The following is a 17623-nucleotide window of genomic DNA, read 5'->3' as shown; positions in this document are numbered from 1 at the left end:
ATCATTTTTCGAGTGAGGAAGAAATCGTGAAACAGTCTCAGGGATTGAATGAAATTATGCTGGGTGGAGCAGCCGTGTTGATGGCGATCCAACCTGCGTTTGCTGCACCATCGGCGGAAATAACAGCTGTTCAACTCAATCCTACAAAAGGTGGAGTGAATGTTTTGCTGCAAACTAAGCCGGGTGAGCGTCCCCATGTGTTTGCGGTCAACCGCAGCGATCGCTGGACGGCAGACATTACGGGTACCCAGCTCCGTTTGCCTAATGGTAAGAGTTTTACAAAGGAAAATCCAGCCCCCGGAATCTCCCGAATTACGGTTGCACAACTGGATAAGGACAGTGTGCGCGTCACGGCGATTGGTCAAAATGGTGGCCTGGTGGGGGACGTGCTGCGTCCCAATGCAGGCGGTGTGCTACTCAGCTTGAGTCCTTCTACAGGCAAGCGGACAGCCAGCGCCGTTCCTGCGACGTTACCACCTGTGCCTTCCAATCTTCAAAGGGCAACGACACCTACACAATCGCAGCCCCCCCTGGCGCAGGCTACCCCACCCCCTCCCAGACCTGCCGCCCCGCCACCAGCTACTACCCCACTGCCTCCCGGCCCTAATCTTAGAAGCCCAACGCCTCCCCTGGTTCCCAACCCAAACATTACGATTCAGGGAGGTTCCCCGGGTGCTACCAACCCTGTAGCACTGCCGGCCTTACCACGGGCACTACCCCCACCAACCGGTGATATTGCGATTTCTCAATTTAATCCAGCCACCAGTACCATTGACCTAGGTACCGCCGAACGGGTTCCTCGTCTGGTATTACGGGATGCACCAGCACGGGAAGTGTTGGCTCTACTGGCACGAGCTGCCGGACTGAACCTCGCCTATGCCCCTCCCAAAGTAACAGATCCGGGACAGCAACAACAGCAACAGCAACCCGGTGCGCCTGCGGATGAAGGTCCGAGAGTAACCCTGGATGTTGAAAATGAATCTGTCCAGGATGTTTTCAACAATATTTTGCAAATCACAGGGCTGGAGGCCAACCGGGTTGGGCGAACGGTGATTGTGGGTCCCCGGTTACCCGATGATGCCCGTAATGTGGCAACGCGCATTTTGCGATTAAATCAGGCCAGTGCAACAGAAGCTGCTAACTATCTCGTTTCTCAAGGGGCAGAGTTTCAGTTGCCCATCACGCGTGTCACGATCGTTCCAATTGGAACTCAGGGCCCCAACCAGGTTTTGACCCGAATTGAGGAACCCGATATTAAGCTCATTCGTGCTCAGAAAGGTGATGCTCCTCTCACCCTATCGGGTTTAGCCGTGAGTGTGGATTCCCGATTGAATTCAGTCGTGGTGAGTGGTACTCCTCGTAAGGTCGAAATTGCATCCGCTCTGCTGGCTCAACTGGATGCTCGTCGTCGTCAGGTGGCAGTGAATGTGAAAGTAATCGACATCAATTTGTCGAATGCCGAGCGAGTAGGGTTCAGCTTCTCGTTTGGTGTGGGTCAAAACCGCTTTATTAACCAGGGAGGATTGGGTATCTTTAACTTTGGTACCTCTTCTCCAGCGACAGTTTCGGCACCAGATCCAACCCAAATCGGAGTTACTCCCTTCACGAATCCCACCAACATCCCGTCGCGGGAATTTAACTTTGCCAGTAACTTCTTTGCTCAATTGCAGCTGGCAGTTGATACGGGCAATGCCAAGATTCTGACCGATCCGACGTTGGTTGTTCAGGAAGGGCAGACGGCGAGAGTTGATCTGACGCAGGAAGTGGTGACCAATATTGAAGTGGAATCAACGGGTTCTGGTGATTCTGCAACTGTGACCGTGACCACTGAAAAAGGGAATGCCGGTGTAACCTTAGAAATTGTCGTTGATCGAATCGATGACAATGGCTTTATTCAACTGGCGGTTAACCCTGTGGTGTCTGCGCCATCGTCACTCTTTAACATTACCATCCCTGGTTTTGGTGGCAGTCCGGCGTCTTCCCAACAAATTACCCTGTTGCAGACGCGATCGCTCCAGTCAGGTCGTATTCGTTTGCGGGATGGTCAGACCCTGGTTGCTTCAGGAATTATTCAAGATGCCGATCGCGCAACCGTCAGAAAGATTCCCATTCTGGGAGATATTCCCATTCTGGGTGCCTTCTTTAGGCGCACTGAGCGGGTAAATGAGCGGCGCGAGGTGGTAGTAGTTCTGACTCCGCGCATTCTGGATGATAGCGATCGCTCCACCTTTGGTTACAGCTACACTCCGGGTCCTGGTGTGCGCCAGGTTCTGGAACCGCAGCCAGTACCAGTTCGTACTGCCCCCTAGAGGGTTTGTTGGTTGTTAGGTGTTAGGTTTTTCCCTGACTCAGATCCCCGACTTCGCTAAGAGGTTGGGGATCTTTAACATGGAAGGGATAGGGAAATAGGGAGTAGGTATAGTGGATAGAAGAGTCAAGGCTATTGGCAGGAGCAGGCTTCAGCACACAGACTGCTTCAAAGCTTGCCACCTACCACGTGTCCTGGGTTCTAACTTGTGCTATTTCTGGATTTCAGTGCTGGTTGGGGTAAGTCTGGTGGCGTGTAATGTGGCTGATCATTCCCCGGTTGGGCAGTCTTCTTCAGCCACTCCAACTGTGGGTTCGGCAGAGCCTGTTAAACCATCTCAGCCAGTGATTTCCCCAGTGGCCAAGGGGATTCAGACGGAAGTTTTGTCGCCCCAACCAATCCGAATCACACTGGCGAATCTGCCCCAACCATTTGCCAGCAATAGTGCTTCTAAACCGCCCAATGTGGTGCCGATTCCTCAAAATCCTGTTCTAAAGGTGCCTCCGGGTTTTGTGGTCAATGTCTTTGCTGAAGGGCTCGATCGCCCCCGCTGGTTAGCCCTTACCCCGACGGGCGATGTGCTGGTGACGGAAACGCCCCAGAACCGGATTCGCCTGCTGCGGGATGGGGATGGAGATGGCGTGGCGGAAGTGCGTAAAACCTTTGCGGGGCCAGAAAATGGTTTAGAGATTCCGTTTGGGATGGCGTTCGCTAAGGATGCCTTTTTTCTGGGGAATACAGCGGAGGTGCTGCGGTTTCCCTACAGCCGTGGACAGGAGCAATTGAGCGGAAAAGGACAGAAAATTACAGACCTGCCTGGTGGTGGCTATCGGCAACACTGGACTCGCAATGTCATTCTTTCCCCGGACCAGAAGAAATTGTATGTTTCCATTGGATCGCGATCAAATGTGGATGTGGAAGAGTTACCCCGTGCCTCGGTGCAGGTAATGAACCTGGATGGCTCAGAGCGACAAACCTTCGCCTCTGGTTTGCGAAATCCGGTTGGATTAGCCTTTCATCCCACTACAGGAGAGCTATACACCACTGTCAACGAACGGGATGGCTTAGGGGATGATCTGGTACCTGACTATCTGACTCGCATCCAGCAGGGAGAGTTTTACGGCTGGCCGTTTGCTTACTTGAGTCCCAACTATATTGATCCTAACCACTTACAAAACGGACGTAGCCCACGTCCTGATCTGGTTGCCCGCACGCGCACCCCAGATGTTCTGTTCCAGGCACACTCTGCCGCTTTAGGGCTTCAGTTTTATAATGGCAAAACCTTTCCAGCCAAGTATCACAATGGTGCGTTTGTCGCATTTCGAGGTTCGTGGAACCGTGATCAGGGAACTGGTTACAAAATTGTGTTTGTTCCGTTTGGAGAGAATGGACGCCCCAAGGGGTACTACGAAGATTTCCTCACCGGATTTTTGATCAACCCAGCAGGTCCCGATACCTGGGGCAGACCAGTAGGACTGCTGGTATTACCCGATGGCAGTTTGCTGCTGACTGAAGAAGCTAATGGACGGATTTATCGGGTGCAGTATCGGGGGGAACAGGAAGTGGGGTATAGGGCCAGGGACGGGGAGCCAGCGGATTAGGAATAGGGGTTTGGGGAGTTTGTGGAGCTGATTTCTTTCTTCGCGGTTGGGAGGATTCTACCTTCGGTTGCAGCGGACAACTGGCGGCAGTGTAGTATTCGGTCTGGCAACCCTGGGCTGTGCAAACTTGTTTAGGGCACATCTGCGACTGACCGCGGAGTTTACCTTGCTTGATGGTTACCGTTGTATCGCCAACGGCTCCGACTACTTCGCCTTGTAGCTCAATGGAACAAGCAGTTTGGCAGACGGACTTTTCCGTTGAATTAGGTTTGATTGACAACTGAACGACACGGTTGGCTTCGACGATTTTGACCTCATAGTTTTTGTTGTCATCGTTCTGCAAATCGACTGCGAGGGCACTACCCGTTGATAGGAGCACACCCAGCAGCAGCGGGGAATACTTAAATCTCCAAATCCAGTGCAAGCTGTTGATATAGCTGGGTATTCTCATCTTCATCTCCCAGATTTGAAACAGAGATTCCTAAAAGCCGGACTTTTTTACCCCTCAAGTCAACAGTGGACAGTAGCAACTCCTGAGCCAGGCTGAGAATCAACATTTCGTCGCTGGTTGGAAAGGCTAGCGTCCGGCGGCGGGTGATTAGATGATAGTCGACGTACCGAATTTTGAGCGTAATTGTTCGTCCATGGGTGTTTTTCGCATCCAGGCGTTCTTTCAGCTTGTGGGCTATTTTTTCTAACTCTGCATACAGGGTTAGAAAATCGTCCAGGTCGTTGTCAAAGGTTTTCTCAGTACCAATGGATTTGCGGGTGCGGTTGGGGTTAACGGGGCGATCGTCCTGGGCTCTGGCAATTCTGTAATAGAACTGTCCGACCTTACCAAATCTTTGAACCAGTGCTTCTTCAGTCCACTGCTTCAGGTCGGCACCCACTAAAATTCCCAGCTTGTGCATCTTGCTGGCCGTGACTTTGCCAATTCCATGAAATTTTTCAATGGGCAGTTTTTCGACGAAGGCTGCGGCTTCTTCGGGGGGAATTAGAAAAAGACCATTGGGTTTGTTCATTCCAGAAGCTACTTTTGCCAGGAATTTGTTCATCGAAACCCCGGCTGAAGCGGTGAGCCCAGTTTCTTTGCAAATGCAATCTTTGATTTCCCTGGCAATCACTGTTGCTGAGGCTATCCCTCTGTGGTTGGTGGTGACATCCAGATAGGCTTCATCCAGTGAAAGCGGTTCAACCAAGTCCGTATAGCGGTAAAAGATCTCCCGAATTTTCTCGGACACCGCCCGGTAAACTTCAAACCGGGGTTTGACAAAAATTACCTCCGGGCACTTTTGAATGGCAATTCGGGAAGGCATAGCAGAACGAATGCCAAATTTACGGGCTTCGTAACTCGCTGCCGCGACCGCACCTCGCTTTTCGGGAGAGCCACCGACAACAATGGGTTTGCCCCGGTAGTTGGGCTCATCCCGTTGCTCCACCGAGGCAAAGAAGGCATCCATGTCAACATGGATAATTTTTCTAACCGCTTGCATGGAAGGCGAGATAGGGAGTGGAGGGTGAGGGCACCATGGCCTGGGAGATGCCTGTAAATCGGGTAATTGGAAAGGGCACCGTTACCTGGGGGTTGAGCAGATGGGTTTGTTGATGCTGGATGCCATCTGCCAGGGTTGCCTGCAAAACAGACACTTCAATCACGCGATCGCGGCCTGCCTGATGCCCAGTTGTCTCAACATCAACCACTGTTAAAAGCTGCTGGCTGATCTGGCGATAGTAGGAGAGCAGTTCCGTTGAAATCACTGGGATAGGAGACGACCAATGGTGCGGTTTTGGGGGTTAAAGGTTGACTGCGCCACACGTTGAATGTCGGCGGCAGTCACGGCTGAAATCTGATCAATCGCTTTAAACAAGTTGCGCCAGTCCCCTGTTTTCACGTCGTACTCTAACAACAGTTGAGCCATTCCAGCGTTGGAGTCGAGCGATCGCAATAACCCTGCCCGTGCCTGGGTTTTCACCCGGTTCAGTTCCTTCTCAGAGACAGGTTCCGTTTTGAGGCGATCGATCTCAGCTCTTAATGCTTTTTCCGCCTCATCAACAGTATGGCCTGGAGCCGTCATAACATAGAACAGCATCAGGTTGGGAAATTTGTTACCAGGAAAGCCGTTAGACCCTTGAGCAGTGAGTGCCAGTCGTTGTTTTTCCACCAGCGATTTGTAGAGTCGGGAAGTGCGGCCATCGCTCAGGATGCTGCTGATCATTTCGTAAACCGCATTGTCAGGATGGTTCAGGCTTGGTCGGTGGTATCCCTCCAGATACCAGGGCTGGCTCTTTAGGCGCAGGGAGACTTCACGGGTGGCAGTTTGGGGGGGCTCGGTCGCCAATACATCCGGTGGAGCGGGTTTTGCCCGGTAACGACCAAAATAAATTTGAGCCAACCGCTTTACCTCAGCAGGATTGACATCGCCGACAACGGCGATTGTCAAATTATTGGGTGTGTAGTGAGTTTCAAAAAACTGCTCCACATCCTGCCGCGTCAAGCCCCGAATGTCTTTGTCATAGCCAATCACCGGGCGACGATAGGGATGGACTTTGAAAGCAGTATCCAAAAAGGCTTCCACCATTTGACCGATTGGCGAATTATCCGTCCGCAGGCGGCGTTCTTCCAAAATCACATCTTTTTCCTTGTAAAACTCCCGAAACACAGGCTCCAAAAAGCGCTCTGATTCCAGCGACATCCACAATTCCAGCTTGTTGGAGGGGAAACTGTAGAAATAACGGGTTGCATCGCTGGAAGTATTGGCATTCAGCCCAACTCCTCCAGACTGTTCTACAATCCGCCCCATTTCGTTTTGCTTCACCAGACGAGTGGCCTGTGCTTCAACTTTGGCAAATTCTGCCCGTAGTTTTTTCTCTTCTGCTTTTTGCCCCTTTTCAGCCGCCGTTTGAATTTTCGCAGCTAGTTGATCCAGTCGGTCGAGTAACGGCTTTTCTGCACTGTAATCCAGCGTGCCAATTCGAGTGGTGCCCTTAAAGGCCAGGTGTTCCAGGAAATGGGCCACACCCGTTTTACCATCGGGTTCATCGGCCCCGCCCACATCGGCATAGGTCAAAAAGGAAACAACTGGAGCCTGATGCCGTTCCAGCACAATGAATTTCATGCCATTGTCCAGTTGAAACTCAGTCACCTGCTGAATCACCCGATCTAGGTAGGGCTGAATCGACCTTACTGGAACTGCCTGGCTGGTTGATGGTTTAATCTGTGCCAGCACAGGTTCTGCGATGGTGCCCACCAATACCAGGGCAGCCGCGATCGCACAGAGTGCTAACTGTATGGATCGCTTAAGTAAAGGTGTAATGGCCAGGGATGAGTACAACAAAGCAGATAGCCGCAAATTGAACATAAGTGAAATTCAGCAGATGATAGGCACAATCCAAATTACACAATCCAACTTATCAACACCAGGTTTTGATAACCCGCCCTGACAATTTATATCCCAGCCAGGGGGTGTTACTTGAAAGAGACTTGAGCGTGCGGGGTTCTACCGTCCAGGGCTGGTTGGGATTAAACAACGTGAGTTCTGCGGCAGTGTCAGGCGCGATCGCTCCAGGCGGCTGCTGTAAACAAAAGGCTGGATTTGTGCTGAGGCAACGCCATAATTCCAGCGCAGACCATCTACCCGTTTCAACCAGTCTCTCCCAGAGTAGCGGCAGTGCCAGTTCCAGCCCAATTGCACCGGAAGGAGCTTCGGAAAAAGCGACGGTTTTTTCTTCATAGGTGTAGGGGGTGTGGTCAATGGCGATCGCATCCAGCACTCCCTCCTCTAACCCTCTTAAAAGAGCAATCTGGTCTTCGGGATTTCCTAAAGGAGGGGTTAATCGCAGGTTGGGGTCATAGCTACCAACGGCTTCACTATTAAGCAGCAGATGCATCCAGGAAGTGCTGGCAGTCACAGGCACCCCGCGAGCTTTGGCTGCGCGTATCAGTTCCACACTGCGAGCCGTGGAAATTCGCATCAGGTGAACCGGGGTAGCAATAGTTTCGACGCATTCCAGCAAGGCAGAGAGGGCAGCCGTTTCCGCGATCGCAGGCACTCCTGCCAAACCAAACTGAATCGACTCCTGACCTTCCCGCATGACGCCATTGCCCGCCAGTCCAACATCCCACGCCCAGAGTGCGATCGGTTTACCAAAGGGCTTTAAGTACTCTAGCAAACGGCGCACCATCGTCAGATGATGCAATGGTTTGCCATCAGCAAAACCAACAATCTTAGCCGCTGCCAGTTCTGCCAACTCGCTCATCTGCTGCCCCTGCACATCTACTGTAAGCGCAGCCCAACAGTGGAGATGGGGATAGTAAGGAATTAAAGGGCGATTGGCTATGTCTCTCCTGGCCTGCCATTCTCTCAAACTCCTGGTCTTTTCTTTCAACCACGTCACACTTGCTGGATTATCGATGGCAGGCACCGTGTCAGGCAAAATAGCAACCTGGGTAAAACCGCCTGCTGCTGCAGATTGCATGAGGGATTCCAGAGTTTCTCGCTCTTCAAAACCAGGTTCCCCCGAATGGCTATAGAGATCCACTAGACCAGGGCCCAGGACAAGCCCCTGGCAGTTGCGAACGATAGTTTCAGTAGACGGCTCAGCAATATTATCACTTACTTCCCGAATGGTACCGTTTTCGATCAGAACATCCGCGATTCGATCAGTCTCCGTGATCGGATCGATAATCCGCACCTGCTTTAATAGTTCAACAACATCCATATTCTGAAGAGAGGAAGAGGGGTCGGGAAACAGAAAGATGGAAGAATGGAGACAAGAAGAGGAAAAGAGTGGATGGGGGATGAATGGAATCCCCTTTTCCCCTGCTGCCTGTTGTCTCCATCAAAATTCACTACTCAAAGCTCTAAAGGGCTCCAGCGGCTGTTTTATCAAGCACCCCACCCAGGTGACTGGTGATGTTCATCGCAGTCAGGACTGGTTTTTCAGATCCCTGGGAATAGTCAATAACGCTAACGGCTCCATTGCCCTGCTTAAAGTTCCAGAAATGGTCTGGTCCCAACCCCAGAACGTAACAGAGGATGGCCTTATTAATCGCATCGTGGGCAACAACCAGAGTAATTCCAGGTTCTTCTCGCTGGTAAGCAGCCTGTACAATACTATCCCAGGCGGCGATCGCCCGTTCCCAGACCTGTTGGAGGTTTTCACCCTCTGGCATCTGCACAGTTTCTGGTGAGTTCTGCCACTGCTGAAGCATACCCGGATAAGATGCTTCAATCTCAGACTCCAGTTTGCCTTCCCAGAGCCCGTGGCTGATCTCCCTCAAGTTATCCTCCAATTCCAGCTCAATATCAGGATGATATTGCAGAATAACTTCAGCAGTCTCCCTAGGGCGCAACATGGGACTGGTAACTGCGGCCTGAATTGGAACAGATTTCAAAAACTCCGCAGCCTTCTGCGCCTGCACACGCCCCATATCGTTCAGCGGCACATCAATCTGCCCCTGAAACCGTTTCTGGCGATTCCAGTCGGTTTCTCCATGACGTACCAGCAGAAAGCGTGGGCCCTTTCGTCCCTGCTTCGGCTGTGGTAAGAGTTCTCCCAGATGGGCAGTGAGGTTGAGCGACTCTAGCTGAACGGGATCGCCCCATCCTCCCGAAAAGTTTAGGACACTGATTCCGCAGTTGGACTGGTGAACAGATTGGTAGCGGTCCGGGGGCAATCCCACAGCCGTACTCACCAAAGCTCGATTGATTCCACTGTGGGCAACAATCAGAAGCGTTTGACCCACGTGGCGCGGCAGCAAATCCTTCCAAAAATCCCTGGCCTGATCGTAGAGAGCCAGAACAGGGTAAAAATCCATCGATCGCCCATCTGGTCCATCAATGACCATCCGCACCTTTTCGGGGGTTTCCTGCCAGTTGCGGTATTCCTCCGGATACTTCTCCGCCACCTCTGTAAACAACAGTCCTTCCCACAGAACCAGGTTAATTTCCTTCAGGCTATCGGAAACCTGTAGAGGGGTTGCAGGGGGAGTGTTTAGCCTTGAAAGAATAATTTCAGCCGTGTCTTTCGCACGGCTGAGGGGACTGGTATAAACTGCATCAAATTTCATCTCGTTGAGGGCATCTCCAACCTGACGAGCCGATTCCTGTCCTTTTTCGGTCAGCGTGGATTTGTCCCAGTGTCCCTGAACTCGGCGCTCAAGGTTGAAGCTGCTCTCGCCGTGACGAACGAGAATAACGCGGGTCGGTGAGGATTGAGTTGGCATGGAGGGTGAGAGATGAGAGGAGGGAGGGAAGTTTTGAATTTTGCGTTTTAATTTTGAGTTTTGAGTTCTAAGTTGATTCTCCTGAGAGTTTGATGATAAACCTCACTTATCACCAAACCCAAATCAATATTCCAGGAAATTTATTGGGATGAAAAAGTAGCATACGCTACTCTTTCATCAGCAAGCCAGGAGAACCTCTGAGTTTTGAGTTTAAGGTGAAGGGGGAAGGGATCGATGGTGGATACCTGATGGAGTATGAAATCCCCTATTACCCTATCACTCCTATTACCCTATCACCCCCTACCCTCACTCCTGACTCCTGGCGTCTTTCTTTCTCCTTTCTTCTTCCTTCTTTCTCCTTTCCCTATTCAATACAATCCTCTTGCAGAATGACGGGTGGAAGCAACTACAGTGTCATAATCCTCTCAGGCAGTTTACCGAAATTGCAAAGGCAAACTGGCGGGTCTTGGTCATTGGGGAAGGGGTTATGACATTCAAGCGATTGGTTTTAATTGTGCTGACGGTGTGCGTAGTGTTTTCCGTCGGTTTGCGGCTATGGCAAAGCTGGAGTCAGCCTCAATTCCAGAGTCGATTGGAGCTTTATCAAACGAATCTGGTGCTGCAAGCATCGGAATATCGGGGTGATGATACCAATTTGAATTCTGCCCGTCGGGCTTTGCTGGGAGCAGAACCCATCAAAATCGCCACAGAAGAGTACCAGACCTTCCGTAAGTCGGTCCAAAAAAACCTGGAGCGCACGCAATCCTTACTCAATGCATCTCCAGTTGAACCGGGCACACTGGAGTTGACCGCTTCCAGGCAAAAGCAGCTTGCACTGGAGCTGGATTTGAGAATGGGGATTTTGCAGGTTGCTAAAGGACAAATCGATGACGCTCAACAAACCTGGGCCGAGGCAATTCAGCAAGCAGGGTCTGAGGCAAGTTTAGAGTCTCTCAGCAAGACGGCAGGAGCTCTGGTTGGTTTATGGAGCACGCCACCCCAGTTAACACCCGATGCGGAACCGTTGCTGAAAAAGAACCTGGATGGGTGGTTTCGCTATCGATCGCTGACTCAGCTTTACCAGTTACAACAGCGTCAGGATGCGCTGCTCCAACTGCAAGCGGAAGAACAACAGGCAGCAGAACGCGCCTACCGCAATTTGGCGATCGTAGGCGGCATTCCCGTTCTGGGCTGTCTGATTGGGATGGGTATTCTGCTATTTCTGCTGGGGCAGTGGCTTGTAAGGCGGAAGCAATCGTTCCTTGCTGCTGATGGAATGGCAACCTGGTCAGTTCCCTGGGATGGGGAACTGGTCTGGCAGGTGCTGATTTTTGGCTTTTTCTTGATGGGTCAGATTTTGCTGCCGCTTGTTCTGGACATTGTACGAGCGCTTTCCGGGTTTAGTCCATCAGCAGTGGGTGTGCGGGCGAAGGCCGTTTATGTCTTGGTGGACTACCTACTGCTGACCATTGGAGGATTGGGGGTACTTTACCTGTCAATTAGAGAATTTTTTCCCCTCCCAGAGGGCTGGTTCCGGTTCAATTGGAAGGGAGGCTGGTTCTGGTGGGGTTTTGGGGGTTACTTTGCAGCGCTGCCTCTGGTGATTGTAGTCTCGCTAGTTAATCAGGCAATCTGGAAAGGGCAGGGGGGAAGCAACCCAATTCTACCGATCGCCCTGGAGGTGAAAGATAACGTTGCCCTGGCCATTTTCTTTTTAACAGCTTCGGTAGCAGCTCCTATCTTCGAGGAAACCCTGTTTCGTGGCTTTTTGCTGCCTTCTCTGACCCGCTACATGTCCATTTGGGGTGCGATCGCGCTCAGCGCTCTGATTTTTGCCGTTGCGCACCTCAACCTGTCAGAGGTGCTGCCGCTGACTACACTGGGAATTGTACTGGGTTTCGTTTATTTCCGATCGCGGAACCTGCTTTCCTCCATACTGCTTCATAGCCTATGGAACAGTGGTACACTTCTGAGCCTGATGATCCTGGGCAACTCTGGCTAATCTCATTTCCAAACGACTGGAAATCATGGCAATACTCAAACAGAAAAAAATACTTCTAACAGGGCTACTGGCGATCGCTGGCGGAGCCTATTTCAGCGCCTATTCCAGCCTGGATAGTCATTTTCTACTCAGTGTCTGGGTGGTGCTGCCACTCCAGGTGGGGGCGTGCCTCTACCTGCTTTATGTTTATTGGAGCGGGCAAGTCAAAGGAACATCCCGGTATCAAAAGCAGCGGCGAGAAAATGATTCCTGACCGATGATGACCCTGCAAAAATGGTGCTTTCTGCACAGAACCAGCGAGACCAATTGTTTTTTAGATTCCATGCAATTCTCTTCAGTAACGACACTCCCTTCTTCTAAAACAGAAACCATTACCCTCAATGTCAGTGGGATGAAATGTGCAGGTTGTGTCAAAGCGGTGGAAAACCAATTGACACAGCAATCAGGCGTAATTTCAGCCTGCGTGAATCTGGTCACGGAAGTGGCCGTCGTGGAATGTGAACCGGGAGTCGTCAGCCCAGAAACTCTAGCCGAAAAACTGACCGATGCTGGATTTCCGGCCCAACCCCGCTCTCCCCAACCAGGCGCAACGATAGATACACGAGAATTGAGCAATCTGGAAGAACGCCGACGGTTGGAGTCGCAGCAACAAACGAGACAGTTGGCGATCGCAACCCTCCTGCTGGCCCTTTCCTTTCTGGGCCATTTGGGACAACTGGGTGGCTTCACAATTCCCGGTTTAAGCAATATCTGGTTTCATTGTGGGTTGGCAACTGCTGCCCTGCTCGGACCGGGACGCTCTATGCTGGTAGAGGGCTGGCGCGGGCTACGCCACAATGCCCCCAATATGAATACCCTGGTCAGTTTAGGAACTTTAACCGCTTACCTGACCAGTCTTGTTGCACTGTTATTTCCCCAATTAGGCTGGGAATGTTTCTTCGATGAGCCAGTCATGCTGGTAGGCTTTATCCTGCTGGGGCGGACTTTAGAACAAAAAGCCAGGACTCGCGCGGCATCTGCCTTTCATGCGTTATTAGCCTTGCAGCCCAGAGTGGCAAGGGTGATACGGAGAGCGGGCAGTGAAGAGCAGGAAGCCATTGCTCCTTCTGACCATTCCCGGTCCTTTATCCCCCAATCCTGTATCGAAATTCCGGCGGATCGTGTTCGCATTGGAGAGTGGCTACAGGTGCTACCGGGAGACAAAATTCCTGTGGATGGGGAAATTGTGGTTGGACAAACCACAGTCGATGAATCGATGTTGACTGGGGAACCCATGCCCGTCTTAAAGCAGCCCGGAGACTGGGTAGCAGCAGGTACCCTCAATCAATCTGGCGCGATCGCTCTGCAAGCAAGCCGCACGGGGCGGGACACCACTCTGGCTCAAATGATTGCCCTGGTTGAAACCGCACAGACTCGCAAAGCGCCGATTCAAGCCGTGGCTGATACCGTTGCTGGTTACTTTACCTACGGGGTAATAGCGATCGCCTCCCTCACCTTTCTTTTCTGGTATTTCATCGGCACTCGCCTCTGGTTCAACAGCTTAGACAACAGTGGGCAGGGAACTACTTCTACCCTGGCCACAAAAATGATGGAGCATGGGCATTCGATGGCGCATCACCTGCTGACCGACCCTGCCCTCCTCCCTGCCGTTTCGCCCCTACTGCTCAGTCTCAAACTGGCGATCGCAGTCCTTGTGATTGCCTGCCCCTGCGCCCTCGGCCTGGCAACTCCAATGGCAATTCTAGTCGGCTCCGGCATTGGCGCAGAACGGGGATTGCTCATTCGTGGCGGAGATATCCTGGAGCGAGTTCACCACCTGGACACCGTGGTTCTGGACAAGACTGGCACCCTGACAACTGGTAAACCCACTGTGACCGACTGCATTATTCTCCAGCCAGGGGGGAGGCAGGAGGAATCTCTACTGCCTATTGCCTGTTGCCTGTTGCCTTCATCCAAAACTCAAAGCTCAAAACTTGAAACTCAAAACCTCCCCTCACTAAGAACTAATAACCAACAGCTAACAACTTCTCTCCTCCTCCAACTTGCGGCCAGTGTTGAAACGGGCACCCGCCACCCCCTCGCGATCGCGATTCGGCAAGCCGCCGAGCGAGAAGAACTGACGCTTCTGCCAGCGCGGGACTTTGTAACTGAACCGGGGTTGGGAGTCGCGGCTACGGTTCTGGTTGGCGAACAAGGGATTAATCCGGGCCTTCGAGTGGTGTTGGGAACTCCAACCTGGTTGCAGCAAAACGGGATCGAAGTGACGGAGGAGGCAAAAGTACAGGCGCAGAACCTCGCCAGTAGTGGAAAGACGGTCATCTATGGAGCCGTGGCTGGAACACTCATCGGACTGATTGCCGTGGCGGATTCTTTAAGACCAGATGCGGTCAACACTATCAATGCCTTAAAGCAAATGGGGCTCAAAGTGCTGCTGATGACTGGCGATCGCCAGGAAGCAGCGCGGGCAGTCGCCCAACCCCTGGGGCTATCCCTCGACCATATCCTGGCAGAGGTGCCGCCAGACGGTAAAGTGAAAACCATTGCCCAACTTCAGGAACAGGGCCATCACATTGCTATGGTGGGCGACGGTATCAACGACGCCCCGGCTCTGGCTCAGGCCGATGTAGGAATCGCGCTACACTCTGGAACCGATTTAGCCGTAGAAACTGCTGGAATTATTTTGATGCGCGATCGCCTCAGCGATGTCATCGAAGCCATTCGGCTCAGCCGGGCAACCTTCAACAAAATTCGCCAGAACTTGCTCTGGGCATTTGCCTACAATATCCTGGGGATTCCCCTGGCCGCAGGAGTGCTACTGCCGACCTTGGGTATTCTGTTGAGTCCCGCTGCGGCAGGCGCTATGATGGCGTTTAGTTCGATTAGCGTTGTGACTAATTCCCTGTTGCTTTACCTGACTTTCGCTTCATTGCAACCCACAGAAGCGACAGCTACATCCGTATGATTGAGTCGAAAAAGAGCGTGTTTACCCTGCCTGTCTTAGTTCACATCGTATCGTTATTGTCCAATGCCCCTGGAACCCAGTCAAAAGCACCTGTTAATTATTGAAGACGACAAAGGAAATCGTCAGCTTATCCTCGACAAGCCAGTGTATTCGATTGGTCGTGATGTTGATTGCGACATTCGCCTGGCATCCCTGTTTGTCTCTCGTCGTCACGCCACACTGGTACAGGTCGCCAGTGCACAAGGTGGCTACTCCTACCGCATCATCGATGGCGATCTGGATGGGCAGCGCAGCGCCAACGGGCTGTTGGTAAATGACAAAAAAATCCAATCCCATGACCTACAAAACGAAGATGAGGTCGTTTTTGGCCCCCAGGTCAAGTTTACTTACTACTGTCTCAGTCGTGATCCAGCACCAACTGAACCTCCCGATGGCACATTTGATGACGTGACGCTGATTAATCCCCGGACAGCCGATAAGTCCTACACTACAGACTCGTTGGATGCTCTGGAAATTCCTTTGAGCAAACCGCCGCGACAGTTCAATTTAGTAGGTAAGCGCGGACAATCCCTGCTCAAGTTTCTGAACTTCAGGCGAGAGAGGGGGATTACGCTTCAGAAGTGACAAATCACCGTAATTACCGATACCTCTGTGTTCGTGAGCATAGAGTAGCCAGGATTATGCTGATGCACGATCGCCAGAGTGACAGTGTAGAATCGATTGGTTGGACCCGGTGATATTGATAGAAGCACTGTTCCCTCATCAGCATTGTTTAATTAGGGCAACAGTGGCTCTGCTTGTTCTCTACGTCTATCAGGATTGGTTCCTTGAACTCAACTGCGCCATCCCATCATTCAATGCCTTCAGAACCACATCAAAATCATCTGCTCATTATCGAAGATGACAAGGGACGCCGAGAATTTGTTCTGGATCGTTCCGTCTATTCCATTGGCCGAGATCCCAAGTGTGACATTCGGCTGGTCTCGCAGTTTGTTTCCCGGCGGCATGCTACGCTCGTGCAGTTGCTCAATGAAGACGGCAGCTACTATTACCGGATCGTAGATGGCAATTTGAAGGGCAAGCCCAGCGCTAACGGGTTGCTAATCAATGGGCGTAAGCTTCAAGCCCATGACCTTCGGAATGAAGATGAAATTGTCTTTGGTCCTCAAGTCCGCGCAATCTATTATTTATTGAAGCGGGATGCAATTTTGACAGTCCCACCAGATGAATTTGATATTACGCTGATTAGTCCAAACATGGTGGGCGATCCGGAGGACTAAGGACTAGCCTGCCACGGCTTCTATAAGTTGCCATTGATTGTTCTCTGCGATCGCCCGGTTAACGCGATCAAACATTTGTCGGCAGTGATTGTTGCTATGAAGAGGGAGTTCTTCATTCTTCATGACAAAATTCATGCGGACTCCCCGCTCTTCCTGAGGGGTTTCGTCAATTAAAACTTCAACCGTCACCAGTTTTGGGTAAGCAACGCCACCGGGAACTTCGCGGGCAACAAGGTAATCTCCCGCTTCATAAATGATGTCAAAGTTGCAGGATTCTAGCGTTTGGCCCAGCGGTTGCTTGATGCCGCTTTCCGAAGCTTCAACGGTGACTAAACAAGTGTAACGAGCCATGATTAACCCCTAGCGCGTGACGTCAAGTTTTTAGCCATCATAGCTTTTCTTTAAGCATGGCATGGTTGTACACAGTCTAGAGTATCAACAGTTGCCGATGTGTGTTGAGTAAACCGAAGAAATCTCTGGTCTGGGAAGTTTTTCAAATGGGATGAGGGATGAACGAAAAGCTAGGCAAATTTATCGTGTTTGAGGGGGTGGAGGGATGTGGAAAAACAACTCAACTCCAGCGATCGCAGCAATGGCTGACAGAAAGTGGCTGGCTGGCGCTATTGCAATCGAAAGGGTATCTCCAGGAGGTCATCGCTACACGGGAGCCTGGCGGCACCGAATTGGGTGCGGCTGTCCGCCAGATTTTGCTAGGGCAACCCACCCAGGAAACCATTCAAGATCGGGCTGAGTTATTGCTGTACGCGGCAGACCGGGCTCAACATGTAGAAGGATTTCTGCGCCCGCATTTAGCAAAGGGCTCCCTCATTTTGTGCGATCGCTACACGGATTCGACCATTGCCTACCAGGGCTATGGTCGGGGGCTGGACCTGGCTCTTATTGACCAACTAAATCAGATTGCAACAGGTGGCCTGGTCAGTGACCTGACACTCTGGCTTGACCTGGATGTCAAAACTGGACTGGCAAGAACCCGGCAGCGGGGAACTCGCGATCGCATCGAGCAAGCAGACCTCGCCTTTCACCAGCGGGTCCAGCAAGGCTTCACCGAACTGGCCCATGCCCATCCCCATCGCATTACCCGCATCAACGCCAGCGGCTCTGAAGCCGAAGTGGCTGAACAAATCCAACAAATCTTAACCCAGCGGCTGGAGGAGTGGTATGGGAGTGGATGAGTGAGTGATGGAGTCATGGAGTGGGAGGGTGGATGGGTGGATGAGTAGCCT

Annotated in this window: 17 protein-coding genes; 8 read left to right on the top strand and 9 right to left on the bottom strand. The window is 51.8% G+C overall.

Annotated elements, in window-relative coordinates; all coding sequences use genetic code 11:
- The first annotated feature begins 26 nt into the window (after nucleotides 1-26).
- Nucleotides 27-2309 (top strand): secretin N-terminal domain-containing protein, encoded by a 2283-nt coding sequence (locus P4D80_RS19630; protein WP_421655699.1) that lies wholly within the window; start codon nucleotides 27-29, stop codon nucleotides 2307-2309.
- A 22-nt stretch (nucleotides 2310-2331) separates the two neighbouring features.
- On the opposite strand, the gene P4D80_RS19625 is transcribed toward P4D80_RS19630, so the two are convergent.
- Nucleotides 2332-2490, bottom strand: a complete 159-nt coding sequence (locus tag P4D80_RS19625; protein WP_421655698.1) for a hypothetical protein — start codon at nucleotides 2488-2490, stop codon at nucleotides 2332-2334.
- A 78-nt stretch (nucleotides 2491-2568) separates the two neighbouring features.
- On the opposite strand from P4D80_RS19625, the gene P4D80_RS19620 reads away from it, so the two are divergent.
- On the top strand, nucleotides 2569-3909 hold the full coding sequence (locus tag P4D80_RS19620) for a PQQ-dependent sugar dehydrogenase (RefSeq protein ID WP_421655697.1): 1341 nt from the start codon (nucleotides 2569-2571) through the stop codon (nucleotides 3907-3909).
- Here P4D80_RS19620 and P4D80_RS19615 read toward each other — a convergent pair.
- From P4D80_RS19615 to P4D80_RS19590, 6 genes are all read right to left on the bottom strand, one after another.
- Nucleotides 3827-4288, bottom strand: coding sequence for a hypothetical protein (locus P4D80_RS19615; protein WP_421655696.1), 462 nt, complete (start codon nucleotides 4286-4288; stop codon nucleotides 3827-3829). The two genes, P4D80_RS19620 and P4D80_RS19615, sit on opposite strands and share 83 nt — an antisense overlap.
- A 22-nt stretch (nucleotides 4289-4310) precedes the next feature.
- On the bottom strand, nucleotides 4311-5402 hold the full coding sequence (gene dinB, locus P4D80_RS19610; RefSeq protein ID WP_421655695.1) for a DNA polymerase IV: 1092 nt from the start codon (nucleotides 5400-5402) through the stop codon (nucleotides 4311-4313).
- Nucleotides 5389-5667: an exonuclease domain-containing protein gene (locus P4D80_RS19605; protein ID WP_421655694.1), complete on the bottom strand. Its 279-nt coding sequence runs from the start codon at nucleotides 5665-5667 to the stop codon at nucleotides 5389-5391. Before P4D80_RS19605 ends, dinB begins: the two co-directional genes overlap by 14 nt.
- The gene (locus tag P4D80_RS19600; protein WP_421655693.1) at nucleotides 5664-7268 is read right to left on the bottom strand and encodes a M16 family metallopeptidase; all 1605 of its coding nucleotides are present in this window, start codon (nucleotides 7266-7268) and stop codon (nucleotides 5664-5666) included. Before P4D80_RS19600 ends, P4D80_RS19605 begins: the two co-directional genes overlap by 4 nt.
- A gap of 52 nt (nucleotides 7269-7320) precedes the next feature.
- Nucleotides 7321-8628 (bottom strand): dihydroorotase, encoded by a 1308-nt coding sequence (locus P4D80_RS19595; RefSeq protein ID WP_421655692.1) that lies wholly within the window; start codon nucleotides 8626-8628, stop codon nucleotides 7321-7323.
- Between the two features lie 142 nt (nucleotides 8629-8770).
- The gene (locus tag P4D80_RS19590) at nucleotides 8771-10135 is read right to left on the bottom strand and encodes a histidine phosphatase family protein (RefSeq protein WP_421655691.1); all 1365 of its coding nucleotides are present in this window, start codon (nucleotides 10133-10135) and stop codon (nucleotides 8771-8773) included.
- Between the two features lie 487 nt (nucleotides 10136-10622).
- On the opposite strand from P4D80_RS19590, the gene P4D80_RS19585 reads away from it, so the two are divergent.
- The 4 genes from P4D80_RS19585 to P4D80_RS19570 all read left to right on the top strand — a co-directional run bounded on the left by P4D80_RS19585 (nucleotide 10623) and on the right by P4D80_RS19570 (nucleotide 15723).
- Nucleotides 10623-12137: a type II CAAX prenyl endopeptidase Rce1 family protein gene (locus tag P4D80_RS19585; RefSeq protein WP_421655690.1), complete on the top strand. Its 1515-nt coding sequence runs from the start codon at nucleotides 10623-10625 to the stop codon at nucleotides 12135-12137.
- Nucleotides 12138-12162: 25 nt separating this feature from the next.
- A complete protein-coding gene (locus tag P4D80_RS19580) occupies nucleotides 12163-12390 on the top strand; it encodes a hypothetical protein (RefSeq protein ID WP_421655689.1) in 228 nt (75 codons plus the stop codon).
- Nucleotides 12391-12459: 69 nt separating this feature from the next.
- Entirely contained in the window at nucleotides 12460-15099 is a 2640-nt protein-coding gene (locus P4D80_RS19575; protein ID WP_421655688.1) for a heavy metal translocating P-type ATPase, read from the top strand.
- Between the two features lie 63 nt (nucleotides 15100-15162).
- On the top strand, nucleotides 15163-15723 hold the full coding sequence (locus P4D80_RS19570; protein ID WP_421655687.1) for an FHA domain-containing protein: 561 nt from the start codon (nucleotides 15163-15165) through the stop codon (nucleotides 15721-15723).
- Here the strand turns inward: P4D80_RS19570 and P4D80_RS19565 are convergent.
- Entirely contained in the window at nucleotides 15714-15851 is a 138-nt protein-coding gene (locus P4D80_RS19565; protein ID WP_421655686.1) for a hypothetical protein, read from the bottom strand. The two genes, P4D80_RS19570 and P4D80_RS19565, sit on opposite strands and share 10 nt — an antisense overlap.
- A gap of 105 nt (nucleotides 15852-15956) precedes the next feature.
- Here P4D80_RS19565 and P4D80_RS19560 point away from each other — a divergent pair, with 105 nt between their 5' ends.
- The gene (locus tag P4D80_RS19560; protein WP_421655685.1) at nucleotides 15957-16379 is read left to right on the top strand and encodes an FHA domain-containing protein; all 423 of its coding nucleotides are present in this window, start codon (nucleotides 15957-15959) and stop codon (nucleotides 16377-16379) included.
- A 3-nt stretch (nucleotides 16380-16382) separates the two neighbouring features.
- On the opposite strand, the gene P4D80_RS19555 is transcribed toward P4D80_RS19560, so the two are convergent.
- Nucleotides 16383-16730: a hypothetical protein gene (locus tag P4D80_RS19555; protein ID WP_421655684.1), complete on the bottom strand. Its 348-nt coding sequence runs from the start codon at nucleotides 16728-16730 to the stop codon at nucleotides 16383-16385.
- A gap of 158 nt (nucleotides 16731-16888) precedes the next feature.
- Between P4D80_RS19555 and tmk the strand changes: the two genes are divergently transcribed.
- Entirely contained in the window at nucleotides 16889-17572 is a 684-nt protein-coding gene (tmk, locus tag P4D80_RS19550; RefSeq protein WP_421655683.1) for a dTMP kinase, read from the top strand.
- The last annotated feature ends 51 nt before the right edge of the window (nucleotides 17573-17623 follow it).

The sequence above is a fragment of the Leptothermofonsia sp. ETS-13 genome (assembly GCF_049200465.1).
Classification (GTDB): domain Bacteria; phylum Cyanobacteriota; class Cyanobacteriia; order Leptolyngbyales; family Leptolyngbyaceae; genus Leptothermofonsia.
Note: the sequence above shows the minus strand (reverse complement) of the source record. Positions and strands in the feature narration are given on the sequence as shown.